The organism is Pseudomonas sp. 10-1B (assembly GCF_000935045.1).
Taxonomy (GTDB): Bacteria; Pseudomonadota; Gammaproteobacteria; order Pseudomonadales; family Pseudomonadaceae; genus Aquipseudomonas.
Window position 1 is genome coordinate 1 of the sequence record NZ_JYKS01000001.1, and the last position, 26,120, is coordinate 26,120.

At 64.1% G+C, this 26,120-nt stretch carries 21 protein-coding genes; 13 read left to right on the forward strand and 8 right to left on the reverse strand.

Going from position 1 to position 26,120, the window contains the following annotated elements; translation table 11 throughout:
- Positions 1 to 247 precede the first annotated feature (247 nt).
- Entirely contained in the window at positions 248 to 1,567 is a 1,320-nt protein-coding gene (locus tag TZ03_RS00005) for a Na+/H+ antiporter family protein (protein ID WP_051094848.1), read from the forward strand.
- 13 nt (positions 1,568 to 1,580) lie between these two features.
- On the opposite strand, the gene TZ03_RS00010 is transcribed toward TZ03_RS00005, so the two are convergent.
- From TZ03_RS00010 to TZ03_RS00020, 3 genes are all read right to left on the reverse strand, one after another.
- Positions 1,581 to 2,588: a FecR family protein gene (locus tag TZ03_RS00010; protein ID WP_051094849.1), complete on the reverse strand. Its 1,008-nt coding sequence runs from the start codon at positions 2,586 to 2,588 to the stop codon at positions 1,581 to 1,583.
- Positions 2,589 to 3,010: 422 nt separating this feature from the next.
- Positions 3,011 to 4,780 carry an acyl-CoA dehydrogenase C-terminal domain-containing protein gene (locus TZ03_RS00015; RefSeq protein WP_051094850.1) on the reverse strand — a complete coding sequence of 590 codons (1,770 nt, stop codon included), beginning with the start codon at positions 4,778 to 4,780 and terminating at the stop codon, positions 3,011 to 3,013.
- A gap of 137 nt (positions 4,781 to 4,917) precedes the next feature.
- Positions 4,918 to 6,540, reverse strand: coding sequence for an acyl-CoA synthetase (locus tag TZ03_RS00020; protein ID WP_051094851.1), 1,623 nt, complete (start codon positions 6,538 to 6,540; stop codon positions 4,918 to 4,920).
- Positions 6,541 to 6,735: 195 nt separating this feature from the next.
- Between TZ03_RS00020 and TZ03_RS00025 the strand changes: the two genes are divergently transcribed.
- The 6 genes from TZ03_RS00025 (at position 6,736) to TZ03_RS31055 (ending at position 13,289) form a co-directional block, all read left to right on the forward strand.
- Positions 6,736 to 8,142, forward strand: a complete 1,407-nt coding sequence (locus TZ03_RS00025; RefSeq protein ID WP_051094852.1) for a sensor histidine kinase — start codon at positions 6,736 to 6,738, stop codon at positions 8,140 to 8,142.
- Entirely contained in the window at positions 8,139 to 8,783 is a 645-nt protein-coding gene (locus TZ03_RS00030) for a response regulator transcription factor (RefSeq protein WP_051094853.1), read from the forward strand. Before TZ03_RS00025 ends, TZ03_RS00030 begins: the two co-directional genes overlap by 4 nt.
- 361 nt (positions 8,784 to 9,144) lie before the next feature.
- Positions 9,145 to 9,618, forward strand: coding sequence for a MarR family winged helix-turn-helix transcriptional regulator (locus TZ03_RS00035; protein ID WP_051094854.1), 474 nt, complete (start codon positions 9,145 to 9,147; stop codon positions 9,616 to 9,618).
- Positions 9,619 to 9,648: 30 nt separating this feature from the next.
- Positions 9,649 to 10,842, forward strand: a complete 1,194-nt coding sequence (locus tag TZ03_RS00040; RefSeq protein ID WP_051094855.1) for an HlyD family efflux transporter periplasmic adaptor subunit — start codon at positions 9,649 to 9,651, stop codon at positions 10,840 to 10,842.
- Complete coding sequence (locus TZ03_RS00045; protein WP_051094856.1) at positions 10,839 to 12,374, forward strand: DHA2 family efflux MFS transporter permease subunit; 1,536 nt, start codon at positions 10,839 to 10,841, stop codon at positions 12,372 to 12,374. The genes TZ03_RS00040 and TZ03_RS00045 overlap by 4 nt, the downstream gene beginning before the upstream one ends.
- Positions 12,375 to 13,028: 654 nt before the next feature.
- Positions 13,029 to 13,289 (forward strand): hypothetical protein, encoded by a 261-nt coding sequence (locus TZ03_RS31055; RefSeq protein WP_160297731.1) that lies wholly within the window; start codon positions 13,029 to 13,031, stop codon positions 13,287 to 13,289.
- Here the strand turns inward: TZ03_RS31055 and TZ03_RS00055 are convergent.
- The gene (locus TZ03_RS00055; RefSeq protein WP_051094857.1) at positions 13,225 to 14,154 is read right to left on the reverse strand and encodes a DMT family transporter; all 930 of its coding nucleotides are present in this window, start codon (positions 14,152 to 14,154) and stop codon (positions 13,225 to 13,227) included. The two genes, TZ03_RS31055 and TZ03_RS00055, sit on opposite strands and share 65 nt — an antisense overlap.
- Positions 14,155 to 14,448: 294 nt before the next feature.
- A complete protein-coding gene (locus TZ03_RS00060; RefSeq protein WP_051094858.1) occupies positions 14,449 to 15,042 on the reverse strand; it encodes a helix-turn-helix domain-containing protein in 594 nt (197 codons plus the stop codon).
- 308 nt (positions 15,043 to 15,350) lie between these two features.
- Between TZ03_RS00060 and glnT the strand changes: the two genes are divergently transcribed.
- The 4 genes from glnT (at position 15,351) to TZ03_RS00080 (ending at position 19,761) form a co-directional block, all read left to right on the forward strand.
- Complete coding sequence (gene glnT, locus TZ03_RS00065) at positions 15,351 to 16,685, forward strand: type III glutamate--ammonia ligase (protein ID WP_051094859.1); 1,335 nt, start codon at positions 15,351 to 15,353, stop codon at positions 16,683 to 16,685.
- A 127-nt stretch (positions 16,686 to 16,812) separates the two neighbouring features.
- Positions 16,813 to 17,718, forward strand: a complete 906-nt coding sequence (locus tag TZ03_RS00070; RefSeq protein ID WP_051094860.1) for a class II glutamine amidotransferase — start codon at positions 16,813 to 16,815, stop codon at positions 17,716 to 17,718.
- A gap of 27 nt (positions 17,719 to 17,745) precedes the next feature.
- Positions 17,746 to 18,420, forward strand: a complete 675-nt coding sequence (locus tag TZ03_RS00075; RefSeq protein ID WP_051094861.1) for a protein glxC — start codon at positions 17,746 to 17,748, stop codon at positions 18,418 to 18,420.
- A gap of 15 nt (positions 18,421 to 18,435) precedes the next feature.
- Positions 18,436 to 19,761: an FMN-binding glutamate synthase family protein gene (locus TZ03_RS00080; RefSeq protein WP_051094862.1), complete on the forward strand. Its 1,326-nt coding sequence runs from the start codon at positions 18,436 to 18,438 to the stop codon at positions 19,759 to 19,761.
- A 160-nt stretch (positions 19,762 to 19,921) separates the two neighbouring features.
- On the opposite strand, the gene TZ03_RS00085 is transcribed toward TZ03_RS00080, so the two are convergent.
- Together TZ03_RS00085 and TZ03_RS00090 are read right to left on the reverse strand one after the other, a co-directional pair.
- A complete protein-coding gene (locus tag TZ03_RS00085) occupies positions 19,922 to 21,334 on the reverse strand; it encodes a purine-cytosine permease family protein (RefSeq protein ID WP_051094863.1) in 1,413 nt (470 codons plus the stop codon).
- Between the two features lie 602 nt (positions 21,335 to 21,936).
- A complete protein-coding gene (locus tag TZ03_RS00090) occupies positions 21,937 to 22,389 on the reverse strand; it encodes an Lrp/AsnC family transcriptional regulator (RefSeq protein WP_015270735.1) in 453 nt (150 codons plus the stop codon).
- A 110-nt stretch (positions 22,390 to 22,499) separates the two neighbouring features.
- On the opposite strand from TZ03_RS00090, the gene TZ03_RS00095 reads away from it, so the two are divergent.
- Entirely contained in the window at positions 22,500 to 23,114 is a 615-nt protein-coding gene (locus TZ03_RS00095; protein WP_051094864.1) for a LysE family translocator, read from the forward strand.
- Between the two features lie 60 nt (positions 23,115 to 23,174).
- On the forward strand, positions 23,175 to 23,807 hold the full coding sequence (locus TZ03_RS00100; protein ID WP_051094865.1) for a LysE family translocator: 633 nt from the start codon (positions 23,175 to 23,177) through the stop codon (positions 23,805 to 23,807).
- Positions 23,808 to 23,844: 37 nt separating this feature from the next.
- On the opposite strand, the gene TZ03_RS00105 is transcribed toward TZ03_RS00100, so the two are convergent.
- Positions 23,845 to 26,028: an ATP-binding protein gene (locus TZ03_RS00105; RefSeq protein WP_051094866.1), complete on the reverse strand. Its 2,184-nt coding sequence runs from the start codon at positions 26,026 to 26,028 to the stop codon at positions 23,845 to 23,847.
- Positions 26,029 to 26,120 lie beyond the last annotated feature (92 nt).

The window sequence follows — 26,120 nt, forward strand, 5'->3', positions numbered from 1 at the left end:
AATGTGGGAGCTGGCTTGCCGGCGATGCGCCGCGCGGGCGGCGCTCGGTCTCACAGGCGACACCCATCTCCAGCCAGGCACCCCCAGCCTTCTCACTGTATCGGCCCACTCCACTTTTTCTTTATCCAAGCATTCAATTTAAATCTTGCCTCCCCCGCGTAATGCGCCGCAACATGGCGCTTTTGACATCTGCCACCCACTGCTGCAGAGTGCGCGCTTTTTTCTGTCGTAATGAGGTAAGCCAACCATGAATGCAGTGATCGCCGCGGTCGGCATCATGCTGATACTCAGCCTGTCCCGCGTGCACGTGGTCATCGCCCTGATCATTGGTGCCTTGGTCGGTGGGCTGGTCGGCGGCCTGGGTATCGAGGGCACGCTCAAGGCCTTCAACGGTGGTCTGGGTGGTGGGGCCACGGTGGCCTTGTCCTATGCACTGCTGGGCGCCTTCGCCGTGGCCATCGCCAAGTCCGGCCTGGCCCATGCCTTGGCCGACCGCGCCCTGGCCATGATCGACCGCCAGGGACATGCCAGTGGCGGCAAGGTCAAATGGCTGATGATTGGCCTGATGCTGGCGGTAGCAGTGTCGTCGCAGAACATCCTGCCCATCCACATCGCCTTCATCCCGCTGCTGGTGCCGCCATTGCTGTACGTGCTGACCCGCATGCGCATCGACCGCCGGCTGATCGCTTGCGTGATCACCTTCGGCCTGATCACCCCGTACATGTTCCTGCCGGTGGGCTTTGGCAACATTTTCCTCAACGAAATCCTGCTGGCCAACGTCGCCCGTGCCGGGGTCGACGTAAGTGGCGTCAACGTTACCCACGCCATGGCCATCCCGGCCGCCGGCATGCTCGCCGGGCTGTTGCTGGCGGTGTTCATCAGCTACCGCAAGAAGCGCGACTACGACCTGGCGCGCATCGAGCAGGTGGAGCAGGTGAGCGTGCAGTACAACCCGCTTACCCTGCTGGTGGCCGGGCTGGCGATCGCTGCGGCATTCATCGTCCAGCTGTTGCTGGACTCGATGATCATCGGCGCCATGGTCGGCTTCCTGATTTTCTCGCTGTCGGGCATCGTCAAGTGGAAGGACACCGACGACCTGTTCACCGAGGGCATGAAGATGATGGCCATGATCGGCTTCATCATGATTGCCGCCTCGGGCTTTGCCGACGTGATGAAAGCCACTGGCGAAGTGCAAAGCCTGGTGGAAACCTCGGCGCAGTGGATCGACCACAGCAAGGGCATCGGTGCCTTGCTGATGCTGTTGGTAGGGCTGCTGGTGACCATGGGCATCGGCTCGTCGTTCTCCACCGTGCCGATCCTGGCGGCGATCTTCGTGCCGCTGTGTGTGCAACTGGGCTTCGACCCGTTGGCCACGGTGTGTATCGTCGGTACTGCCGGTGCCTTGGGGGATGCGGGTTCGCCGGCTTCGGACTCCACCCTGGGCCCGACCTCGGGCCTGAACGTGGACGGCCAGCACCACCATATCTGGGACACCGTGGTGCCGACCTTCATCCACTATAACCTGCCGCTGCTGGCGTTTGGCTGGTTGGCGGCGATGACGCTCTGAGGTGGGGAGGGCGTCAGCCCTTGTCGGGCGGCGGCGAGATGCGATTGAGCACGGTGCTGCCGTCCTTGCTGCGGGTCAGGTAGATCGGCAGCACCTTGGGCAGGTTGTTGACCAAGTGCCCGACTTCGCGGGTGTTGTAGATGCCGCTGATGCGGATGCGCCCGGTGCTGGCATCGGCCAGCAGCAGTGGCGCGTCGAGGTAACGGTTGATCACCGGCAGCGCCTGCTCCAGGCTGAGGTTGTCGAGCACCAGCTTGCCGCTGCGCCAGGCCAGGCTGCTGCTGTAGTCGTCGCTTTGCTCCAACTGCGGCTCGAAGTCGCCCTTGTGATAGCTGGCCTGCATCCCCGGGCCGAGGCGGTAGCCGCCGACGCTGCCGTCGCTGGACACCAGCACCGAGCCTTCCACCAAGGTGACCTTGACCTGGTCCTGGTACTTCCACACGTTGAACTGGGTGCCGGTGACCCGGGTCTGGCCGCGGCCGGCATGCACGATGAACGGGTGGCTGCTGTCGTGCTGTACCTTGAAGAACGCCTCGCCACGCTTGAGCGTGACCTGGCGCTGGTCCTTGTAGTTGAGGTAGGTAAGCTCGGTATTGAGGTTGAGCTGCACCGTGCTGCCGTCGCTCAGCTCCACGGTCTGCATGCGGTCGCCGGCTTCGAAATGCTGGTAGTGGTTGGGCAGCCAGCCTTGTTCCCAGCCCACCCAGCCAGCCAGGGGCAGCACCGCCAGGGCGATGGCCGCGGCAGAGGCCAGCGGGCGCCAATTGCGCGGGCGAACGGCGCGCCGAGCGGGCGGGTTGAAGTCGATGACAGTGGCGTTGCGTGGCAGCAGGTCGGCGGTTTGCCAGATTTCCAGCATCGCCTGGTATTCCGCGGCATGCCGTGGGTCGGCCGCCAGCCAGCGGGCGAACGCCTCGCGCTCGGCCGCCGTGCAATCTTCGGCGTGCAGGCGCATGCACCAGTGCGCGGCGGCGTCGGTGATGGCATCGTCTGGGCTGGGGTTGAGGCGGTCGTGGTTCATTGCGGCTCCGGGTTTTGCGTATTCTACCCTTGCTAGAGGGCTCCCGAGAACAGACGTAATGGCGAATGACTATCAGTTGTGCCGGTTTTTCGTCGGATTGGCAGCCGGTTTTCAGCGTTTGAGAACCTTTCGCGCATGCATTTACAGGCTGAAATCGCTGGGGGCTGCTGTGCAGCCCATCGCTGGCAAGCCAAGCTCCCACAGGTACTGCATAAGGGATCTGAGCCTGTGCGATCCCTGTGAGAGCCCATCGCTGGCAAGCCAGGCTTCCACAGGTACTGCATAAGGGATTGAGCCTGTGCGACCCCTGTGAGAGCCCATCGCTGGCAAGCCAGGCTCCCACAGGTACTGCATAAGGGCTCTGAGCCTGTGCGATCCCTGTGGGAGCCTGGCTTGCCAGCGATGAGGCCGGTGCAGGACGATCAGAATTGTTCGGGTGTCATTCCATAAAGGCTGGCACTACCTGCTCGAATACTGGCCTCCAGCCCCAACCCACGTGGCAACACCCGCTGGAAGAAGAACTCCGCGCACGCCAGTTTGGCCCCGTAAAATGCGCCGTCTTCCTCGCGCTTGGCCAAGGCCACCGCCGCCATCCGTGCCCACATATAGGCATACGCGGTCAGCCCGAACAACTGCAGGTACTCCACCGCCACCGCGCTGACCAGGTTGGCATCCTCGCTGGCACGCGCCCGCAGCCAGGCGCTGGTCGCTTCCAGCCGCGCCAGGCTCGCTTGCAGGGCCTCGCGGTGCAACGGCGCATCCACGCTGAAGGCCCGTACTTCGGCGGCAAAGCTGGCCAGGGCCTGGCCACCGTCGGCCAGCACCTTGCGCCCGAGCAGGTCGAGGGCCTGGATACCGTTGGTGCCTTCGTAGATCTGTGCGATGCGCACGTCGCGCACCCGTTGTTCCTGCCCCCATTCGCGGATGTAGCCATGGCCGCCATACACTTGCTGGCCGAGCACGCAGCTTTCCAGGCCATTGTCGGTGAAGAAGGCCTTGGCCACCGGCGTCAGCAGCGCCACCAAGCGCTGGGCATGCTCGCGCTCGCCAGCGTCTTCGGCGTAGCGCGCCAGGTCCAGCTGCTGGCCAACGTAGGTGGCGAACGCCCGGCCACCTTCGGTGAGGGTGCGCATGGTCAGCAGCATGCGCCGCACATCGCCGTGGTGGATGATCGGGTCGGCAACCTTGTCCTGTGCCTGCGGAGCACTGGCGGCGCGGCTTTGCAGGCGCTCGTTGGCGTAGTGGGCGGCGCTCTGGTAGGACGCCTCGGCACAGCCGATACCCTGGATGCCGATGGACAGGCGCTCGTAGTTCATCATGGTGAACATCGCTGCCAGGCCCTTGTTCGGTTCGCCCACCAGGTAGCCCACCGCACCATCGAAGTTCATCACGCAGGTGGCCGAGGCCTTGATGCCCATCTTGTGCTCGATCGAGCCACAATGGGCGGCGTTGCGCGCGCCCAGGCGGCCATCGGTTTCGACCAGGTACTTGGGCACCAGGAACAACGAGATACCCTTGGCGCCGGCGGGCGCGTCCGGCAGCTTGGCCAGTACCAGGTGGACGATGTTCTCGGTCAGGTCCTGCTCGCCGCCGGTGATGAATATCTTGCTGCCGCTGATGCGGTAGCTGCCATCGGCCTGGGCTTCGGCGCGGCTGCGGATCAGCCCCAGGTCGGTGCCGGCGTGGGGTTCGGTGAGGCACATGGTGCCGGCCCAGCGGCCTTCATACAAAGGCGGCAGGTAGGTGGCCTTGAGCGTTTCGCTGGCATGGGCATCGATCGCCAGGCAGCTGCCGGCGCTCAAGGCCGAATACAGGCTGAAGCTGCAGTCGGCGGCGTAGAGCATTTCTTCGAACAATACGCCGAGCATTTTCGGCATGCCCATGCCGCCATGATCGGGGTTGCCACCCAGGCCGACCCAGCCGCCTTCACGGTAGGTGTGCCAGGCTTCGCGGAAGCCGTCGGGGGTGGTGACTTCGCCTGCGTCGAAGCGTACGCCTTGCTCGTCTCCGTTGCGGCTGAGCGGGGCGATCAGCTGGCCGGTGACTTTGGCCGCTTCTTCGAGGATGGCGTCGGCGGTGGCGGCGTCGATGCGCTCGGCCAGGGCGGGCAGGCGGGCCCACAGGGCCGGGGCGTTGAATACGTCATGCAGGACGAAGCGCATGTCGCGCAGGGGGGCGGAGTAGGTGGGCATCGTGGGCTCCTGGGAAATTGTGGGTGTCTGGGCGGGCCTCATCGCCGGCAAGCCAGCTCCCACAGGTACTGCACAAGGCTTGAGGCTTGCGCGATCCCTGTGGGAGCTGGCTTGCCGGCGATGAGGTCTCTACGGTTTCAGAGGGCTTTGGCCCGGTCGCGCAGCACGTACTTCTGGATCTTGCCGGTGGAGGTCTTCGGCAGTTCGCCAAACACCACGGTCTTCGGCACCTTGAACCCGGCCAGGTGCTCGCGGCACCAGCTGGTGATGTCGGTTTCGCGGGTGTCCTCACGGCCGGGCTTGAGGGCGACGAAGGCGCACGGCGTTTCTCCCCATTTTTCATCCGGGCGCGCCACCACAGCGGCCTCCAGCACCGCTGGGTGCTTGTACAGGGCGTCCTCGACCTCGATGGTGGAAATGTTCTCGCCGCCGGAAATGATGATGTCCTTGAGCCGGTCCTTGATCTCGACATAGCCGTCGGCATGCCATACGGCCAGGTCGCCAGTGTGGAACCAGCCGCCACGAAAGGCTTCGGCGGTAGCTTCGGGGTTTTTCAGGTAGCCCTTCATCACGGTGTTGCCACGCATGAAGATCTCGCCCAGGGTGTTGCCGTCGCGTGGCACTGGCTCAAGGGTTTGCGGGTCGGCGACCATCAGGCCGTCGAGGGTCGGGTAGCGCACACCCTGGCGTGACTTGATGCGCGCACGTTCCTCCAGCGTCAGCTCGTCCCATTCGTCATGCCAGGCACACACGGTCACCGGGCCATAGACCTCGGTCAGGCCGTAGGTATGGGTGACCTGGATGCCCATCTCTTCCACGGCGCCAATGACCTTGGCCGGTGGCGCGGCGCCAGCGACCATGGCCTGCACCGGGTGCTCGATGGCCGCCTTGGCCGCCTCGGGCATGTTGACCAGGGCGTTCAGCACGATGGGCGCGCCGCACAAGTGGCTGACCCGGTGTTCGCGGATCAGGGTCAGGATCTTCTGTGGGTCCACCCGGCGCAGGAACACATGGGTGCCGGCCAGGGCGGTGATGGTCCAGGGGTAGCACCAGCCGTTGCAGTGGAACATCGGCAGGGTCCACAGGTACACCGGGCGGTGGCCCATGGCCCAGGTCATCTGGTTGCCCAGCGCGTTGAGATAGGCGCCGCGGTGATGATAGACCACGCCCTTGGGGTTGCCGGTGGTGCCGGAGGTGTAGTTGAGCGAAATGGCCTGCCACTCGTCATCGGGCCACTCCCAGGCGAATTCCGGGTCGCCTTCGGCGAGCAAGGCCTCGTAGTCCAGCTCGCTGAGCGCACGGCCTTCGCCGTACTCCGGGTCATCCACATCCACCACCAAGGGCGGGTGTTCGAGCAACGCCAGGGCTGCTTCGATGACGGTGTGGAACTCACGGTCGGTAATCAGCACCTTGGCCTCGCCATGCTGCAGCATGAAGGCGATGGCCTCGGCGTCCAGGCGCACGTTCAGGGTATTGAGCACGGCACCGGTCATGGGCACGCCGAAGTGGGCTTCGAGCATGGCCGGGGTGTTGGGCAGCATCACCGCCACCGTGTCGCCACGGCCGATGCCGCGGCCCGCCAGGGCGCTGGCCAGGCGCCGACAGCGTTGGTAGGTTTCTTGCCAGTTGCGGCGGATGGCACCGTGGATCACTGCCGGATAATTGCCGTACACGGCAGCGGTGCGTTCGATGAAGCTCAGTGGGGTGAGGGCGACATGGTTGACGGCAGCGGGCATCAGGCCCTGGGCATAGATCGACATGCGGTAATCCTGTAGGGGAGGCAGGCGCAGCCTGTGCGCTTGGCCCCCGGTGGCTGATTGTTAGCTCTGTTCAGGGTGCAGGGAGGCGGACGGTGGGCCGCTCCCCCTTGTCGCAGTTTTACGCGAGTCGCTATGGTAGTAGGAATATCGACTATAGCAATATAGTAAAACTACTATAACAACGAGCCGCCCACCGTGGACAAGACTGCTTACCCTTTGCTCGCCAAGGACCCACAACCCAGCCTGCTGCTTGCAGGCGACGCCACGCCTCTGGCGGTCAATCCGGCATTGCAGGCCTGCATCGATGCAGGCCCGGCGCTGGCCTGCTGGCTGCCGGCCAACTGCGCTGCGCTGGTGCGTGCCTGTCTACGCCAGCACCGGGCGATTGCCGATGTCGAGGTGCGGGTCGGCGAGCGCATCGTGCTGTGGAGTTTCATCCCGGACGACCAGGGCCAGTGGGTGCTGGCGCGCTGTCGTGACGCCAGCGAAGAGCGCCGTGGCGCACACGAAGCCAGCCGCGCCCGGCGCCTGTACCGGCTGATCATCGAGAACACCACTGATCTGATCTCCCGACACAGCCCCGATGGCCGCTTCCTCGATGCCTCGCCGGCGGCATTCCGTCTGCTTGGCCTGTGGCCCGAGCAATTGCGCGGCATGGCCGTGCATACCCTGCTGCACCCACGCGAACGCCGCCAGGTGCTGCGCCAGGCTGCCGCCGCCCTGGACCAGGACGGCTACCACACCATGACCTGCCGGGTGCGCCAGGCCACAGGCGGTTATCGCTGGTTCGAGATCGCCAGCCGGGCCATCCGCGAAACCTACACCGGCGCGGTGGTGGAGGTGGTCAGCGTGTCTCGCGATATCACCTTGCGTATCGAAGCCCAGGAGAATCTGGCGCACAGTGCCCGGCTGGCCACCCTGGGTGAGCTGGCCTCGGGCATTGCCCACGAGATCAACCAGCCGTTGGCCGCGGTGGTCAACTACGCCAACGCCAGCCAGCGCTACCTGCAGGGCCTGGAGCGCGATCCGCAAGCCCGTGAACGGGTAGGGCAAGGCCTGCAGCGCATCACCGAGCAGGCCACCCACGCTGCCGAGGTGATCCGCCGCCTGCGCGCCTTCCTGCGCAAGGGGCCACGCCGCTTGCAAGCGCTGGACGTGGCCGAGGTGGCTGGCGAGGCCATGCGCCTGTGTGCCTGGGAGGCCGCACGCGACCAGGTGGTCGTCGAGTTGCGCATGAGCGCGCAGCTGCCCTCGGTGTATGCCGACCGGGTACTGCTGGAGCAGGTGCTGCTCAATTTGTTGCGCAACGCCATCGACGCCAACCGCGAGCAGCATGGCGAGCGCTCATCGCGTATTCTGCTGGGCGCCGTGCGCGATGGCGACGGCGTGCTGGTCGAGGTGGCCGACCAGGGCCCGGGTGTGGCGCCCGAACGCCTGGATGAAATCTTCACGCCGTTCATCACCAGCAAGGCCGACGGGCTGGGCCTGGGTTTGAGCATGAGCCGCAGCCTGATCGAAGGTTTTGGTGGCAGCCTGTGGGCGCGCGCCGGCGAGAATGGCGGCCTGGTACTGTGCTGCCGCCTGGCGGTCAGCAGGGGATGAGGGAGGTAGCGGTGCAGGCGAAAGTGTATGTGGTCGATGACGACCAGGGTATGCGCGATTCGACAGTCTGGCTGCTGCAGTCGGTGGGCTTGCAGGCCTTGCCGTTCGCCAGCGGCCAGGCGTTTCTCGACGCCTGTGGCGACGATGGGCCTGGTTGTGTGCTGCTGGACGTGCGCATGCCGGGGCTGGGTGGCTTGGCCGTGCAGCAGGCGATGCGCGAGCGTGGCCTGGCATTGCCGGTGATCTTTGTCAGCGGCCATGCCGATGTGCCGATCGTGGTGCGGGCGTTCAAGGCCGGCGCCTGCGATTTCATCGAAAAACCTTATAACGACCAGTTGCTGCTGGACAGCGTGCAGGCTGCGTTGGAGCACGCCGGGCGGGCACGCCAGGGCGACCAGGCGCTGGCCGAGGTGCAGGCACGTATCGACGGCCTGACGCCGCGTGAGCGTGACGTGTTCGTGCCATTGGCCCAAGGATTGAACAACCGCGAGATTGCCGAGCGGCTTGGCGTCAGCGTGAAGACCGTGGACCTGTACCGGGGGCGGGTGATGAAACGGCTGCAGGCCGGCAGCCTGGCGGAGCTGGTGGGTATGGCGATTGCCTGCGGGGCGGTGGAAGCGTTGAGCTTGCGCGCGCTTTAGCTGACTTCAAGATCTGAAGCCTTTCGCGGTTCTTGGGGGAGCAACTGTTTTGTATTGCCTGGACTGGCCTCATCGCCGGCAAGCCACACAGGTACTGCACAGGGCTTGCGGTCTATGCGGTCGAGGTGGGAGCGGCCTTGTGTCGCGAAAGGGCCGCAAGGCGGCCCCAGCGATCTTCGCAGGGCCTCGGATTCTGGGGCTGCTGCGCAGCCCTTTCGCGACACAAGGCCGCTCCCACAAGGAGCCCATTCCCGGCGAGTAAAGTGTTCAATCATGAAATTTTGCATAGCACCCTAATCAAAGCTTTGACATTCACTGCCTAGGCAGTAATATTTTTACACAATTACCCGAGCAGTCTCCGATGGCCCATTTCTCCCCCGAAAACTTCCAGACCTGCGCCATCGGCATGCTGCTTGGCCGTGCGGCGATCCTCAAGGACCGCATTCTCGACTGGCACCTCGAATCCGAGGGCGTCACCGCTGCGCAGTTCAAGGTGCTGATCATCGTCACCCAGTACCAGGTGGATACCCCGGCCGAGCTGTGCCGCTACCTGGGCCTGGACAGCGGTTCGATGACGCGCATGCTCGACCGCCTTGAGCAGAAGGAACTGATCGTGCGCAACCGCTGCGCCGACGACCGCCGCCAGGTGCGCCTGGCCCTCACCGCCGACGGCCAGCGCCTGGCCGACCGCCTGCCGGAAATCGGCGCTGCCGCCATGAATGAATTGTGCGGCGTGCTGGCCCCCGAAGAGCTCAAGACCCTGGAAGGCCTGCTGGCCAAGGTTCTGCTCGGTGCCGGCGACCCGTTGACGATCCGCCGCTTCGGCGATCGTTGATCCCTGTCACGAATTATCCAAGGTATTGTCATGGCCACTCCCGCAGACACCCCGACTCCCTCTGCCGCGCCCGAGCCGTCGCGCAAACGCAAAGCCTGGCTGCTTGGCCTGCTCTTGCTGCTTATCCTTGCCGGTGTCGGCGCCTGGGCCTGGTATACCCTGGTCGGGCGCTGGCACGAAAGCACCGACGATGCCTATGTCAACGGCAACGTGGTGGCGATCACCTCGCTGGTCACCGGCACCGTTACCAGCATCGGCGCCGATGACGGCGATCTGGTCCACGCCGGCCAGGTGTTGCTGCAGTTCGACCCGGCCGACAGCGAGGTGGCACTGCAGTCCGCCGAAGCCAAGCTGGCGCGCAGCGTGCGCCAGGTACGCGGGCTGTACAGCAACGTCGACTCGCTCAAGGCCCAGCTGGAAACGCGCCAGGCCGAACTGCGCAAGGCCCAGCAGGACTTCAACCGGCGCAAGGTGTTGGCCGACAGTGGTGCGATCGCCGCGGAAGAACTGTCCCATGCCCGCGATGACCTGAGCGTGGCCCAGGCCGCCGTCAACAGTGCACGCCAGCAACTCAGCACCAGCAGCGCGCTGGTGGATGACACCGTGGTCTCCTCGCACCCCGAGGTGATGGCCGCTGCCGCCGACCTGCGCCAGGCCTACCTGGACCACGCTCGCACCACTCTGGTGGCGCCGGTTACCGGCTACGTCGCCAAACGTACCGTGCAGTTGGGCCAGCGTCTGCAGCCGGGTAGCGCGACCATGGCGGTGATCCCGCTGGACCAGGTGTGGATCGACGCCAACTTCAAGGAAACCCAACTGCGTGACATGCGCATCGGCCAGCCGGTGCAGATCAGCGCCGACCTGTACGGCAGCGAAGTCAAGTACAACGGCACGGTCGACAGCCTGGGCGCCGGCACCGGCAGTGCCTTTGCCCTGCTGCCGGCACAGAATGCCACCGGCAACTGGATCAAGATCGTGCAACGGGTGCCTGTGCGTATTCACCTGAGCCCCGAGCAGCTCAAGGACCACCCACTGCGTATCGGCCTGTCCACCGTGGTCGAAGTCGACTTGCACGACCAGAGCGGCCCGACCCTGGCCCAGCAACCACCGCAGCAGGCCAGCTACACCACCCAGGTGTATGACCGCCAGTTGATCGAGGCCGACAACCTGATTGCCCGGCTGATCCACGAAAACAGCGCAACCGGCAAGACGGCCCAGCGATGAGCAACAATGCCACGGCCCAGTTCACGCCGCCGAGTCTGCTGCTGACTACCATTGGCCTGTCACTGGCGACGTTCATGCAGGTGCTCGACACCACCATCGCCAACGTGGCCTTGCCGACCATTTCCGGCAACCTGGGGGTGAGCTACGAGCAGGGCACCTGGGTGATCACCTCGTTCGCGGTGAGCAATGCCATCGCCTTGCCGTTGACTGGTTGGTTGAGCCGGCGGTTTGGTGAAGTGAAGCTGTTCATCTGGGCCACGCTGCTGTTCGTGCTGGCCTCGTTCCTGTGCGGTATCGCCCAATCGATGCCTGAGTTGGTTGGTTTTCGCGTCTTGCAGGGCGTGGTCGCCGGGCCGTTGTACCCGATGACCCAGACCTTGCTGATAGCCGTCTACCCACCGGCCAAGCGGGGGATGGCCCTGGCGCTGCTGGCGATGGTCACGGTGGTGGCACCGATTGCCGGGCCGATTCTCGGGGGCTGGATTACCGACAGCTACAGTTGGCCGTGGATCTTCTTCATCAACGTGCCCATCGGCCTGTTCGCTGCCGCCGTGGTCCGCCAGCAGATGCGCACGCGACCGGTGGTGACCAGCCGCCAGCCGATGGACTACATCGGCCTGCTGACGCTGATCATCGGCGTCGGCGCCTTGCAGGTGGTGCTCGACAAAGGCAATGACCTGGACTGGTTCGAGTCGTCGTTCATCATCGTTGGCAGCCTGATTTCGGTGGTGTTCCTGGCGGTGTTCGTGATCTGGGAACTGACCGACCGCCACCCGGTGGTCAACCTGCGCTTGTTCGTGCACCGCAACTTCCGCGTCGGCACCATCGTGCTGGTGGGGGGGTATGCGGGGTTCTTCGGCATCAACCTGATCCTGCCGCAGTGGTTGCAGACGCAGATGGGTTATACCGCTGCCTGGGCGGGCCTGGCGGTGGCACCGATCGGCCTGCTGCCGGTGATCATGTCGCCGTTCGTGGGCAAGTACGCGCACCGCTTCGACCTGCGTGTGCTGGCGGGGCTGGCGTTTTTGGCGATCGGTACCAGCTGCTACATGCGCGCCGGCTTCACCAGTGAGGTGGACTTCCAGCATGTGGCCTTGGTGCAGTTGTTCATGGGCATTGGCGTGGCGCTGTTCTTCATGCCGACCTTGAGCATTCTGCTGTCCGACCTGCCGCCGCACCAGATTGCCGACGGCTCGGGGCTGGCGACCTTCCTGCGTACCTTGGGCGGGAGCTTTGCGGCGTCGCTGACGACCTGGATCTGGATTCGCCGGGCGGACCAGCACCATGCCTACCTGAGCGAGAACATCAGCCAGTTCGACCCGGCGACACGGCATACGCTTGAACAGCTAGGTGGGGCCAACCCACAGAGCTATGCGCAGCTTGAACAGATGCTCAACGGGCAGGCGTACATGATGTCGACGGTGGATTACTTCACCCTGATGACCTGGGTGTTCGCCGGGTTGGTCCTGCTGGTGTGGTTCGCCAAGCCACCGTTTACCGCCAAGGCGGCGCCAGCTTCGGCAGGGCATTGATACAACTTCGCAGAGTATGCGCTGAAGCTTTGCTCTTGCTCTTGCTCTTGCTCTTGCTCTTGCTCTTGCTCTTGCTTCGGCTTTTGCTTCTAAGCGCGCGATAGTTCAGGCGCCGCAGATTGCGACTTCAGGAGGCCGAGTGAAGGGCATGCGGAGGGAGGTGACGGGCATGGATGCCCGTCAAGCGCTGAGGCCCCATGGATGGGGCCTGCAGCGCGTACTCCCGGGAGCATGCCCGTAGCGAGGGGACCCCGGAGCGAAGCGTAGGGGCCGGATGATGGGAGCGGGCGGTTTTTGGTTACTTTTTGCCAAGACAAAAAGTGACCCGCCGTAAGGGCGGAAAGGTGACTTGGCGCCACCATCGCGAACGAATTTTTTCACTGTGTTAAGGCCCACGCCCTCAGAGCAAGAGCAAGAGCTTATGCGGCGGTATTGAAACCGCGAACAGTCCGTTTGCGATGGCGACGCATACTCACCTTTTCGCCCTTACGGCGAGTCACTTTTTGTCAAACGCGACAAAAAGTAACCAAAAAACGCTGCGCTCCCATCATCCGGCCCCTGCGCTGCGCTCCGGGGTTCCCTCACTCCGGCCTTGCTCCCGGGAGTACGCGCTGCAGGCCCCATCCATGGGGCCTCAGCGCTTGACGGGCATCCATGCCCGTCACCTCCCTCCGCAAGGCCTGCGTTCGGCCTCCTGAAGTCGCGAAGATCAAGATCAAGATCAAGATCAAGATCAAGATCAAGATCAAGATCAAGATCAAGATCAAGATCAAGATCAAGATCAAGATCAAGATCAAGATCAAGATCAAGATCAAGATCAAGATCAAAAGCAGAGCAACAGCAGCGCGCGTCAATGCGCGCAGCGGCTGGTATCGCCTTGCTCGGCCGGGGCCTTGCGCGCTGCCGCCAATATAGTCGCCAGCACGATCAACGCCGCCCCCGCCGCCATGCGCAGGCTTGGCTGATCGCCAAACAGCCACCACGCACCAATGATCGCGTACACAGGCTCCAGCGCGATGATCATACCGGCCGTACGCGCCTCCAACCCCTCCAGGCTCTTGACGAACAGGAACTGCGACAGCCCAGTGCAAAACACCCCCAGCAACGCCAGGTTGACCCAGTCGTTACCGCCCAGGCTGGTATTGCCCAAGTGTGTAAAGGCAAACGGCGCAACCAGTGCGGCCACCACCACGTTCTGCCAGAAGGCCACCTGCATGGCGTTCATGCTCGACCCGTTGCGGCGGTTGGCCACGGTCAGCAAGGCGAACGACAGGCCCGAGCCCAAGCCCCAGAGCAGGCCGATGGTGCCGCTGTCGAGCAGGTCGAAAGACGGCACCACCATCACCAAGCCCGCTGTCACCATCAGCAACAGCAAACCCTGCACGGCACCGATGCGCTGGCCGAACACGCCGCGCTCGATCATGGCGATGAAGGCCGGGAAGCTGGCGAAGCCCAGGGTGGCCACGGCCACGCCGCCAATCTTGACGGCGATGAAGAAGGTCACCCAGTGCGTGGCCAACAGCGCGCCGGTCAGGCCGAGGATCGGCAGGTTGCGCAGGGTCAGGGCATCGAGCAGGCGAGTGCCCTTGAGCCCGGCGACAAAGCCCAGGGCAATGAAGGCAAAGGTGGCACGGCCGAAGGTGATGATGCTGGCGTGGGCCTCGATCAAATGACCCAGGATGCCGGTAAGGCCGAACAGCACAGCGGCGATATGGGCAACGAGCAGGGCATTGCGGTGGCCGGTAGCAGCACCGGCTACGGGGATTGATGTCGCGATCATGGCAGTCAAGTCTTCACAATGTGGCGCGCGCAAGCACTCCCGGCTGGCGCGGCGCGGGTCTTCAATACTGGGAGTTTTATCGTTATGAGCCCGGACGAATTGCCCGGTGCAAAAGGGCGCCACAGCGTTGGAATTGTGAAGCGAGGCTGTTTACTCGCAGGTACCACGCCAACCAGCCCACGGCGCGGGGCTGGTCGGTATGTGTATTATTTTTGTAGACACGGTTGTGAAGCCGATTGCGGGCGACGTGTGCTTGTCTGATCGCGACATCGGTTGTTGCCTCGCTGCGCCGCGTCACTCATCGCCGTAGTTCATGATCGACAGCAGGCGGATCGGCACCTGCACCAGTTGCTCGGGGCCGTGCGGGGTCTCGCCGTCGAAGGTCAGGCTGTCGCCGGCCTGCATGTGATAGAGCTGATTGCCGTGGCGGTACACCAGTTCTCCTTCCAGCAAATGGAGGAACTCGGTACCGGGGTGGGCGAAGGTCGGGAATTCTTCGCTGGCGTCGTCCATGCTCACCATGTAGGCCTCGAAGTTCTTTTTCGGCCCCCTGGCGTGATTGAGCAAGTGGTAGGTGTGACCCTTCTCCGTGCCGCGGCGTACCACCTCCAGCCCTTCGCCGGCCTTCACCAGCAGGGCATTGCCGTCGGGCTGGTCATATTGGCTGAACAGCTTGGCCATGGGCATGCCGAGCACGTCGCACAGGCGGCTGAGGGTGTCGAGGCTGGTGGACACCTGGGCGTTCTCGATCTTGCTCAGCATGCCTTGGCTGATGCCGGCGATGCGCGCCACATCGGCGAGCTTGAGGGACTGGGCCTGGCGCTGGCGCTTGATCTGCAGGCCCAGGTACTGCTCCAGGCGAAGACGCGGTTGGGTTTCGGTCAGCATCGAATGTCCTGCACGGTTTCAGTTCAAGAATAAAATTGTCGCACTCGGAAAGTGCGTCAGACGGCTGCATTGGCCGCTTTTTTCCTCAGGTGAAAACAAGTTTCCCATAAATAGAGCATAAAAACCTGCCTGGGTTTTGTGTTGTCTGGGCCGGCCTTTTCGCGGGTAAACCCGCTCCCACAGGGACCAGACCAGGCAACACAGAACTAGCACCCTGAGCAAACTTGGCAAGCGCATTGCATTCCTGTGGTGAAAGTAAGTTTCCCGTGCGGAATTACATGCAGCCCCTTACCAGGAGTGTTCAACCCATGTTGCCAGCAGAAACCCAGCGCACCCTCGACCAGCACGGCATCAAGTACGTGCTGGCGCAGTTCGTCGATATCCATGGCTCGGCGAAGACCAAATCGGTGCCGGTATCGGGCCTGAAAATGGTGGCCGAGGAGGGCGCCGGTTTTGCCGGGTTCGCCATCTGCGGCATGGGCATGGAACCGCACGGCCCGGACTTCATGGCCCGCGGCGACCTCTCCACGTTGATACCGGTGCCTTGGCAGCCGGGCTATGGCCGGGTGGTGTGCGTGGGCCATGTCAACGGCCAGCCCTGGCCCTACGACAGCCGCTACGTGTTGCAGCAGCAGGTGCAGCGCCTGGCGGACAAGGGTTGGACCCTGAACACGGGCCTTGAGCCCGAGTTCAGCCTGTTCCGCCGCGACGAAGGCGGCAAGCTGCAACTGGTGGATGCCTCCGACAACCTCGACAAGCCGTGCTACGACTACAAGGGCCTGTCGCGCTCGCGACTGTTCCTCGAACGGCTGACCGAAGCCCTGCAGCCGGTGGGCTTCGACATTTACCAGATCGACCACGAGGACGCCAACGGCCAGTTCGAGATCAACTACACCTACAGCGACGCCATGGAGTCGGCCGACCGCTTCACCTTCTTCCGCATGGCCGCCGGCGAGATTGCCAATGACCTGGGCATGATCTGCTCGTTCATGCCCAAGCCCGACCCCAAGCGTGCCGGCAATGGCATGCACTTCCACCTGTCGCTGGCCAGCAGCAGCAACAACAACCTGTTCCACGACCCGTCCGACAGCAGCGGTATGGGCCTGTCCAGGTTGGCCTATCACTTCGCCGCAGGCCTGCTGGCCCATGGCCCGGCCCTGTGCGCCTTCGCCGCGCCCACGGTCAACTCGTACAAGCGCCTGGTAGTCGGTCGTTCGCTGTCCGGCGCCACCTGGGCCCCAGCCTTCGTCGCCTACGGCGCGAACAACCGATCGGCGATGGTGCGCATCCCCTATGGCCGCCTGGAGTTCCGCCTGCCGGACGCCGGTTGCAACCCGTACCTGGTCAGCGCCGCGATCATTGCCGCGGGCCTCGATGGCATCGACCGCCAGCTCGAGCCGGGCGAGATGTGCAACGAGAACCTCTACAACCTAAGCCTGGAAGAGATTGCCGCACGCGGCATCAAGACCCTGCCGCAGTCGCTCAAGGAAGCTGCCGACGCGCTCGACGCCGACCCGCTGTTCCGCGAGGTGCTGGGCGCCGAAATCGTCGACGAGTTCATCAAGCTCAAGCGCATGGAGTGGGTGGAGTACTGCCGCCACGTCTCTGACTGGGAAATCCAGCGTTACACCGAGTTTTTCTGAGCTGCAAGCTTCAAGCCGCAAGTTGCAAGCGAAAGGCAGGGCGCGGCGAACACAAATATCCCGTTCAACACGGACAACTTGCAGCTTGCCGCTTACCGCTTGCTGCCGAACGTAGTGAGGCCCTTTTATGTGTGGAATCGTAGGTCTGTACCTGAAAAAGCTCGAACTGGAAGCCCAGCTCGGCAAGCTCTTCGAACCCATGCTCGAAGCCATGACCGACCGTGGTCCGGACAGCGCCGGCTTCGCCATCTACGGCGACGAGGTGGCCGATGGCTGGGTCAAGCTGACCCTGCAAGCGACTGACAACAGTTACCCCTGGGCGACGCTGATGGGCCAGTTGGAAGGGCGCCTGGGTTGCTCGCTGGACTGGTTCCAGAACGCCAGCGCCGCCGTGCTCAAGGTGCACACCGATGAAGCGGCCGCCCGCGCCGCGCTAGCCGAACTGGCGCCGGAGGTGCGCATCATGAGCGCCGGGCAGAGCATCGAGATCCTCAAGGGCATGGGCCTGCCGGCGGAAATCTCTAGCCGCTTCGGCCTGGCCGGCATGAAGGGTAGCCACATCATCGGCCATACCCGCATGGCCACCGAAAGCGCGGTGACCATGGAAGGCAGCCACCCGTTCTCCACCGGCGCCGACCTATGCCTGGTGCACAACGGTTCGCTGTCCAACCACTTCCGCCTGCGCCAGGAACTCAAGCGCGAAGGCATCAGCTTCGAAACCGACAACGACACCGAAGTGGCCGCCGGCTACCTGACCTGGCGCCTGAAGCAGGGCGACAGCCTGGCCCAGGCCCTGGATGGCGCGCTGGAAGACCTGGATGGCTTCTTCACCTTCGCCATCGGCACCCGCAACGGCTTTGCCGTAATCCGCGACCCGATCGCCTGCAAGCCCGCAGTGCTGGCCGAGACCGACGACTACGTGGCCATGGCCTCGGAATACCAGGCGCTGGCCAGCCTGCCGGGCATCGAAAACGCCAAGGTCTGGGAGCCGGCCCCGGCCACCCTGTACGTCTGGGAGCGCGCAAGCGCCTGACCTGCCACCGAACTACTGGAGAACCCCATGAAGACGATCGACCTTTCCGACACCTCGGTGCGTGACCTCAACCAGTCCCTGCACGGCGAAGTGCAGGACCATCAATGGCGGGTGACCCACCCCGACGGCAAGCACAACCTGGCCGTGGGCATCAACGCCGCCGTGTCCGTGGATATCGAAGGCCACGCCGGCTACTACTGCGCTGGCATGAACCAGCAGGCCTGCGTCACCGTGCATGGCAACGTCGGTGTGGGTGTGGCCGAGAACATGATGTCTGGCTTGGTGCGGGTCAAGGGCAGTGCTTCCCAGGCAGCGGGTGCCACCGCCCATGGCGGGCTGCTGGTGATCGAGGGTGACGCCGGTGCCCGTTGCGGTATTTCCATGAAGGGCGTGGACATCGTCGTCGGCGGCAGCATCGGCCACATGAGCTGCTTCATGGGCCAGGCCGGGCGCCTGGTGGTGTGTGGCGACGCCGGTGATGCCTTGGGCGATTCGCTGTACGAAGTGCGCATCTACGTCAAAGGCGCGGTGCGGTCGCTGGGCTCGGACTGCATCGAAAAAGAGATGCGCGCCGAGCACTTGCAAGAGCTGCAGGCGTTGCTGAACCAGGCTGGCCTGGACCACCAGGCCGCCGATTTCAAACGCTACGGCTCGGCTCGCCAGCTGTACAACTTCAAAGTCGATAACGCCAGCGCGTACTGATCCAGGAGCATTCCCATGAGCGAGCAATTCCCCCCGGTACTGCGTGAGTCGGCCACCTTCGACCGCCTGACCATCCAGGAAATCCAGCGGGCTGCCGAAACCGGCATCTACGATATCCGCGGCGGTGGCACCAAGCGCCGTGTGCCGCACTTCGACGACCTGCTGCTGCTGGGCGCCAGTGTGTCGCGCTACCCGCTGGAAGGTTATCGCGAGAAGTGTGGCACCGACGTGGTGCTCGGCACTCGCTTTGCGAAAAAGCCGATCCACCTGAAAATCCCGGTGACCATCGCCGGCATGAGCTTCGGTGCACTGTCGGCCAACGCCAAGGAAGCCCTGGGCCGTGGCGCGACCATCGCCGGCACCAGCACCACCACCGGTGACGGTGGCATGACCCCGGAAGAGCGCGGCCAGTCGCAGCACCTGGTGTACCAGTACCTGCCATCGCGCTACGGCATGAACCCCGACGACCTGCGCAAGGCCGATGCCATCGAGATCGTCCTCGGCCAGGGCGCCAAGCCTGGCGGTGGCGGCATGCTGTTGGGCATGAAGGTGACCGAGCGCGTGGCCGGCATGCGCACCTTGCCGATCGGCGTCGACCAGCGCAGCGCCTGCCGCCACCCGGACTGGACCGGCCCGGACGACCTGGCGATCAAGATCGCCGAGATCCGCGAGATCACCGATTGGGAAAAACCCATCTACGTGAAGATCGGCGCCAGCCGCCCGTACTACGACGTGAAGCTGGCGGTGAAGGCCGGCGCCGACGTGATCGTGCTCGATGGCATGCAGGGCGGCACCGCGGCGACCCAGGAGGTGTTCATCGAGCACGTCGGCATTCCGATATTGCCGGCCATCCCGCAGGCGGTGCAGGCGCTGCAGGAAATGGGCATGCACCGCAAGGTGCAACTGATCGTCTCGGGCGGTATCCGCAACGGTGCCGACGTGGCCAAGGCCATGGCCCTGGGGGCTGATGCGGTGGCCATTGGTACCGCAGCGCTGATCGCTCTGGGCGACAACCATCCGCGGCTGGACAGCGAGCTGAAGAAAATCGGCTCGGCGGCGGGGTTCTATGACGACTGGCAGAACGGCCGCGACCCGGCGGGTATCACCACCCAGGATCCGGAGCTGGCCAAACGGTTGAACCCGGAAGAGGCCGGGCGACGGCTGGCCAATTACCTGCGGGTGCTGGTGCTGGAGGCGCAGACCATGGCGCGGGCGTGTGGCAAGTCGCACCTGCACAACCTGGATCCGGAGGACCTGGTGGCGTTGACCGTGGAGGCGGCGGCCATGGCCAGGGTGCCGCTGGCGGGGACCGCTTGGGTGCCGGGCCAGGCGCAGTATTGAGTTGACCATCGGGGGCCGCTTTGCGGCCCTTTCGCGACACAAGGCCGCTCCCACAGGGAATTGCGCAAGACTCAGGTACCTCAGTGCAGGTACTGCACAGGGCTTGAGGCCTATGTGGTCGAGGTGGGAGCGGCTTTAGCCGCGAAGAGGCCGGTGCAGGTTAAGCAGTAGCAGCCACCTTGGCACTCATCTGCCGACGACGATAGGCACTGTCACGGCTGGCCAGCCACCAGTACAGCGGCGAGGTGATCGCCAAACCCACCAGCCACGACAGGTCAGCCCCGTTGATGTGTTCGGAAATCGGCCCGACATACAGCGGCGTGTTCATGAACGGGATCTGCACCACGATACCCACCGCATAGGCGATCAGCGCCTGCGGGTTGTAACGGCCGTAGATGCCGCCATCGACCTTGAAGATCGACTGGATGTCGTAGTCGCCCTTGTGGATGGCGTAGAAGTCGATCAGGTTGATCGCCGTCCACGGCACCAGCACCACCAGCAGCACCAGCACCATGTCGACGAAGTGGCCGATGAAGTCCGCCGAGGCGAACACCGCCACCACGCAGCAGGCCGCCAGCACGATCAGCGACAGCACCGCACGGCTCTTGGCGGTAGGGATCCAGCGGTAGGCGAAGGTCTGCACCAGGGTGATGATCGACAGCACTGCGCCATACAGGTTGAGGGCGTTGTGGCTGATCACGCTGAGCAGGAACAGCACCAGCATGATCGGCCCCAGGGTGCCGGTGGCCAACTTGACTGCGTCCATGGTATCCATGCCGGCCGGGATCGCCAGCACCGCCACGGCACCGAAGATGAACGACAGGCTCGAACCCAGGGCCGAGCCCAGGTAGGTGGTCCAGAAGGTCGAGCTGACTTTCACGTCTGCCGGCAGGTAGCGCGAGTAGTCCGACACATACGGGGCAAAGGCGATCTGCCACAGCGCCGCCAGCGACACGGTGGCCAGCCAGCCGGCCAGGTTGAAACCGCCGCGGGTGAGGAAGTCGTCGCTCTGCACGTGGGTGAAGATGTAGCCGAAGCCGACCACGATGCCGATGCCTAGCACCCAGGTGCCGATACGGTTGAGCACGTGGATGAAACGGTAGCCAATGATGCCGATGATGCCCGAGCCCAGCGCACCGATGACGATGCCCACCGGTACCGGTACGGCGTCGACCACGCCGTGCAGCGACTTGCCAGCGAGCACGATGTTGGAGGCGAAGAAGCCGATGTACATCACCCCAGCGATCACTACCACCAGCAGCGCACCGAGCGAGCCGAACTGGGCGCGGCTCTGGATCATCTGCGGAATGCCCATTTGCGGGCCCTGGGCCGAGTGCAGCGCCATCAGCACACCGCCGACCAGGTGGCCGACCAGGATGGCGACGATGCCCCATACCAGGTTCAGGTGGAACAATTGCACGCCCAGCGCGCCGGTGACGATGGGCAGTGGCGCGATATTACCGCCGAACCACAGTGTGAACAGATCCCTTACCTTTCCATGGCGGTCTTGCGGGGGCACGTAGCCGATCGTGTGTTTTTCTATGAGGGGTGCCGAATTGGCTGCACTGGTCATGACTGACTCCAAGGCAAGGTAGGGCATCGGGAGCTGCCCGGGGGCGTGCCGGCGAAGGGCGACGCGTTCTTGTTGGAGCGATGATGCGGGGCGCGGGGATAACGAGAAATTAGTAAATATGTGCCCATAAACGTTAAAAAACCTAAGGCTGACAAAAGCTTAAGCGGGTGACGGTAGCAAGGAGGGTGCCAGCAGGCGGAAAGGCCTGGGGTAGAGGGGTTGGGGTGATGGCAGGTTGACTGTGGTGGGTCGTGGTAGTGCAGTGTGCGCGTTTACAGGGCAGATAAAAATGTTGCCTGTGCCGTAATGCCAGTCAATTAAGCCATTTGGGGCCGCTGCGCGGCCCATCGCCGGCAAGCCGGGCTCCCACAGGGACTGCGCAAAGCTTGAGATCTGCGCGGTACCTGTGGGAGCTGGCTTGCCTGCGATGGGCTGCAAAGCAGCCCCAATAGCTGCCACTAAGGCTTAACTGACTGGCATTAGCCTGTGCCGGCCCTTTCGCGGGTGAACCCGCTCCCACAGGTACGGCGCACACCTTGAGCCGTGTGCAATCCCTGTGGGAGCGGGCAAGCCCGCGAAAGGGCCGGCACAGGAGAAAACCGCTACATCGGCAACAACCGATCCTGAATCACCTCTTTCATCACCAAGGTCGAACTCAAGCGCTTCACGTTGGGAATGCTGGTCAGTTGCTCGTCGTACAGTTTCTGGAATGCCGGCAGATCCTTGGCCACCACATGCAGCAGGTAGTCCGGGTCACCGAACAGCCGCTGCGCTTCGACGATCTGCGGGATCTCGGCCAGCGCCGCTTCGAAGTCCGCCACCGGTTGGCGGGTGACTTCGCGCAAGGTAACGAATACCAGCGCGGCAAAATTCAGCCCCAGGGCGCTGGGTGCCAGGCGGGCGTGATAGCCCAGAATCGCCCCGGACTCTTCCAGTGCCTTCAGGCGCCGATGGCAGGGCGACAGGCTGAGCCCCACGCGGTCGGCCAGTTCGGTCACCGACAGCCGACCGTCTTTTTGCAGTTCGGCAAGGATTTTTCGATCAGTTCTGTCCATGGGGAAGAATCTTCCAGAAATTGAATGCAGATGGGAAATATACGAAAGAAAGTCCCCGCGCGGAATCGGTAATCTTTCGACATCCCAAAGCAGTGGAAAGGAAGATTCAAGTGGCAATCAGTGTGCTGACGGCGTTCTGGGCCGTGTCGATGCTGTTCGTGATTACCCCGGGTGCAGACTGGGCCTACGCCATTTCGGCAGGCATGCGCGGGCGTTGGGTGATGCCCGCTGTGGCGGGGATGTTGTCGGGGCACTTCCTGGCGACCCTGGTGGTGGCGGCCGGGGTCGGCAGCCTGCTGGCTGGCCACCCGTTGGCGCTGACCTTGCTGACCCTGGCGGGGTGCAGCTATCTGCTGTGGCTGGGCGGCAACCTGTTGCTGAGCCCGGCATTGCCGGCGGCCGGGCAGGGTGGGGCGGGAGAGTCGGGCTCGCGCTGGGCGCTCAAGGGGTTTTGCGTCAGTGGCCTGAACCCGAAAGTGTTCCTGCTGTTCCTGGCGCTGTTGCCGCAGTTCACCGACCCGCAGTCGAGCTGGCCGGTGCCGCTGCAGATCCTGCTGCTAGGGCTGGTGCACTTGTGCAGCTCGCTGGTGATCTATTCGCTGGTCGGCTATGGCGCCAAGGCTGTGCTGAGCACCAGGCCCGGGGCGGCGAAGCTGGTCGGGCGGGTGTCGGGGCTGGCGATGATTACAGTGGCCTTGGGTTTGATAGCTGGCCAGATGGGGTGAGTTCACCTGCCGCACGGCTTCGGATAAGCTAGCGGCCTCAATGCACAGCCAGGAAGTGTCATGCCTGAAACCACTCAACTGCTTGCCTTCGCCCTGATCTCCCTGGGCATGGTGCTGACCCCAGGCCCGAATATGATCTACCTGATCTCCCGCTCGATCTGTCAGGGCCGTATGGCCGGGCTGATTTCGCTGGGCGGGGTGGCCTTGGGGTTTGTCTTCTACATGCTTTGCGCCGCTTTGGGCATTACCGCCTTGGTCATGGCGGTCCCTTTCGCCTACGACGCCCTGCGTATCGGTGGCGCTTTGTACCTGTTGTACCTGGCTTGGCAAGCCGTCAGGCCTGGCGGGCGCTCGCCGTTCCAGGTCCGTGATCTGCCGGCCGACAGCCCGCGCCGCTTGTTTGCCATGGGCTTCGTGACCAACCTGCTCAACCCCAAGATCGCCGTCATGTACCTGTCGTTGATGCCGCAGTTCATCGAGCCGGGTCATGGCAGCGTACTGTTGCAGTCGCTGCTGCTGGGTTCGACCCAGATCGCCATCAGCGTCACGGTCAATGCACTGATCGCGATCATGGCCGGGTCCATCGCCGTGTTCCTGGCCGGTCGCCCGCTGTGGCAGCAGGTTCAGCGCTGGCTGATGGGTACGGTACTGGCGGGTTTGGCCGTGCGCATGCTGGCCGAGGGGCGGCGTTGATCGTTGGGTGAAGACCAGCGGAACGAACGCCCGGGGTTCAACTGCCAAGCACCTTCCCGAGTATCTGGCACACCTGCTCCGCCGAGTAGGGCTTGGCCAGGAAGGCAAACCCCTGGTCACCCCCTTCGGCAATCGCTTCGCTGTATCCTGAGGTCAGGATCACCGGCAACTGCGGCCGCTGGCGGCGCAGTTCACGGGCCAGGGCCAGGCCGCCCATGCCTGGCATGACCACATCGGAAAACACCGCGTCAAAATCACTCTCCGGCCCGGCCAGTTGGGCCAGGGCCTCTTCCGCCGAACGCGCATAGCTGATCCGGTAGCCATGGTCCTCGAGGATTTGCGCGGTGAAGTTGCCAAGGTCAGGGTTGTCCTCCACCACCAGTATTCGCCGCCGCTCGCCCTGTGCCTGCGGTTGGCTGCTGGCCGCAGTGGCGGCAGGCAGGGCCGCGGGTGGTGGCTCCTGGGGCAGGTACAGGGTAAAGGTGGTGCCTTGGCCCGGGATGCTGTGCACTTGCACATCCCCGCCGGACTGCTTGGCAAAGCCGAACACCTGTGACAGCCCGAGCCCGGTGCCTTCGCCCGGTGCCTTGGTGGTGAAAAACGGGTCGAAGATGCGTTCCAGCAGCTCGGCGGCAATACCGACACCGCTGTCGCTCACCGAAATTGCCGCGAACGGCTCTGGCTGCGGCGGGTGGCCGCGCAGGGCGGGCAGCCGCTGGTCGGCCTTCAGGCTCAATTGCAAAGTGCCTTCGCCGGCCGTGGCGTCGCGGCCATTGAGTATCAGGTTGATCACCGCGGTTTCCAGCTGGCTGAGGTCGGCACGGATGTGACAAGGCGTCTGCGGCAACTGCAGTTCGACGTGGATCCGCGCGCCGGTGGCGGTGTCGAGCATGTCGGCCATGGCTTCCAGCCGTGGCCCGGCGTCGAACACTTGCGGGCTCAGGGCCTGGCGGCGAGCGAAGGCCAGCAACTGGCCGGTCAGCTTGGCGCCACGGTCGACGGTGTCGGACATGGTCTTGAGATAGCGCTCGCGGCGTCTCTCGTCGAGGTTGGGGCGCTGCAAGAAGTGCAGCGATGAGCGGATGATGGTCAGCAAGTTGTTGAAGTCGTGTGCCACGCCGCCAGTCAGCTGGCCGATGGCTTCGAGCTTCTGGGTCTGGCGCAGCACGGCCTCGGTGTGCAGCAGCTGGGTGGTGCGCTCTTCGACGCGATGCTCGAGGGTGGCGTTGAGCGCCTCCAGCGCGGCCATGGCCTCGCGCACTTCGGCATGGGCCTGCACCCGCTGGATATGGACCCAAGAGCGCTCGGTGACTTCGCTGAGCAAGGCCCGTTCGTAACCGGTCCATTTACGCGGCACGCGGTCATGGATGGCCATCAATGCAGTCAACCGGCCGCCCTTGATCAGTGGCATGCAGATGGTGGCAGTGATACCGATGGCCTGGAAGGTGGCCGCTTCATCGGCGGCCAGTTCGCTGAGGGTGTCGTTGATCACCAAGGCCTTGCCACTGCGCAGGCGGCTGAGCGCCAGGTGGCCGAAGTCGTGCAACCGGTACTGGCCCACCAGCCGTGGCGAGCCGTCGGCTATGGCATCACCGCAGATAGTGAAACCGTCCTCATCCGCCTCCATCACGGCATAGGCGCAACTGGACAGGCCCAGGTGCTCGACCAGCATACGTGTGGTGGTGGCCAGGATCTGGTCCGGGTCGGTGGCCTCGGCCACGGCGCGGCCGAGTTCGTCGAGGAAGTTCAGGCGCTGGTTGGCGACCACGCTGGCAGTGGTTTCGGTGACGGTGTCGAGCATGCCCAGCACCTTGCCGTCATGGCCGCGGATGGGGCTGTAGCAGAAGGTGAAATAGGCGCGTTCGGGGCCGCCGTTGCGGTTGATGACCAGTGGAAAGTCTTCGATGTACACCGCCTCGCCGGCCAGGGCGCGGTTGGCCAGGCTGCCGATGTCGGCCCAGGCTTCCTGCCACACTTCGCGAAAGGGGACACCCAGCGCCAGGGGTTTCTGCCCGAGGATGTGGGCGAAGGCGTCGTTGTGCAGAGTGAGCAGGTTAGGGCCCCAGAGCACGGCCTGCGGGAAGCGCGAGGCCAAGCACAAGGCCACAGTGGTCTTGAGCGCATCCGGCCAGGCCTCGAGCGGGCCGAGGCTGGTGCTGGTCCAGTCGTGGTTGCGGATGCGTTCGGCCATCAAGCCGCCACCGTCTAGCCATTTTGTCATCTGCTCTGCCGGTCCTTTTGCACAAGGCTTTAGGGTGCACCGAGAATAGACGCTTGGCGAGGGGTTTGTGCTGTCGCTGCCGGCCGGCACAG

What these genes read in the sequence shown, in the direction of transcription:
- TZ03_RS00075 (WP_051094861.1), top strand. Translation starts at nt 17,746, where the DNA reads ATGAAGACGATCGACCTTTCCGACACCTCGGTGCGTGACCTCAACCAG.
- TZ03_RS00020 (WP_051094851.1), bottom strand. Translation starts at nt 6,540, where the DNA reads ATGTCGATCTATGCCCAGGGCCTGATGCCCGCTGCCGTCAACCATGTC.
- TZ03_RS00105 (WP_051094866.1), bottom strand. Translation starts at nt 26,028, where the DNA reads ATGACAAAATGGCTAGACGGTGGCGGCTTGATGGCCGAACGCATCCGC.
- TZ03_RS00005 (WP_051094848.1), top strand. Translation starts at nt 248, where the DNA reads ATGAATGCAGTGATCGCCGCGGTCGGCATCATGCTGATACTCAGCCTG.
- TZ03_RS00080 (WP_051094862.1), top strand. Translation starts at nt 18,436, where the DNA reads ATGAGCGAGCAATTCCCCCCGGTACTGCGTGAGTCGGCCACCTTCGAC.
- TZ03_RS00035 (WP_051094854.1), top strand. Translation starts at nt 9,145, where the DNA reads ATGGCCCATTTCTCCCCCGAAAACTTCCAGACCTGCGCCATCGGCATG.
- TZ03_RS00070 (WP_051094860.1), top strand. Translation starts at nt 16,813, where the DNA reads ATGTGTGGAATCGTAGGTCTGTACCTGAAAAAGCTCGAACTGGAAGCC.
- TZ03_RS00085 (WP_051094863.1), bottom strand. Translation starts at nt 21,334, where the DNA reads ATGACCAGTGCAGCCAATTCGGCACCCCTCATAGAAAAACACACGATC.
- TZ03_RS00090 (WP_015270735.1), bottom strand. Translation starts at nt 22,389, where the DNA reads ATGGACAGAACTGATCGAAAAATCCTTGCCGAACTGCAAAAAGACGGT.
- TZ03_RS00045 (WP_051094856.1), top strand. Translation starts at nt 10,839, where the DNA reads ATGAGCAACAATGCCACGGCCCAGTTCACGCCGCCGAGTCTGCTGCTG.
- TZ03_RS00015 (WP_051094850.1), bottom strand. Translation starts at nt 4,780, where the DNA reads ATGCCCACCTACTCCGCCCCCCTGCGCGACATGCGCTTCGTCCTGCAT.
- TZ03_RS00060 (WP_051094858.1), bottom strand. Translation starts at nt 15,042, where the DNA reads ATGCTGACCGAAACCCAACCGCGTCTTCGCCTGGAGCAGTACCTGGGC.
- TZ03_RS00030 (WP_051094853.1), top strand. Translation starts at nt 8,139, where the DNA reads ATGAGGGAGGTAGCGGTGCAGGCGAAAGTGTATGTGGTCGATGACGAC.
- TZ03_RS00100 (WP_051094865.1), top strand. Translation starts at nt 23,175, where the DNA reads ATGCCTGAAACCACTCAACTGCTTGCCTTCGCCCTGATCTCCCTGGGC.
- glnT (WP_051094859.1), top strand. Translation starts at nt 15,351, where the DNA reads ATGTTGCCAGCAGAAACCCAGCGCACCCTCGACCAGCACGGCATCAAG.
- TZ03_RS00010 (WP_051094849.1), bottom strand. Translation starts at nt 2,588, where the DNA reads ATGAACCACGACCGCCTCAACCCCAGCCCAGACGATGCCATCACCGAC.
- TZ03_RS31055 (WP_160297731.1), top strand. Translation starts at nt 13,029, where the DNA reads ATGCCCGTCACCTCCCTCCGCAAGGCCTGCGTTCGGCCTCCTGAAGTC.
- TZ03_RS00055 (WP_051094857.1), bottom strand. Translation starts at nt 14,154, where the DNA reads ATGATCGCGACATCAATCCCCGTAGCCGGTGCTGCTACCGGCCACCGC.
- TZ03_RS00040 (WP_051094855.1), top strand. Translation starts at nt 9,649, where the DNA reads ATGGCCACTCCCGCAGACACCCCGACTCCCTCTGCCGCGCCCGAGCCG.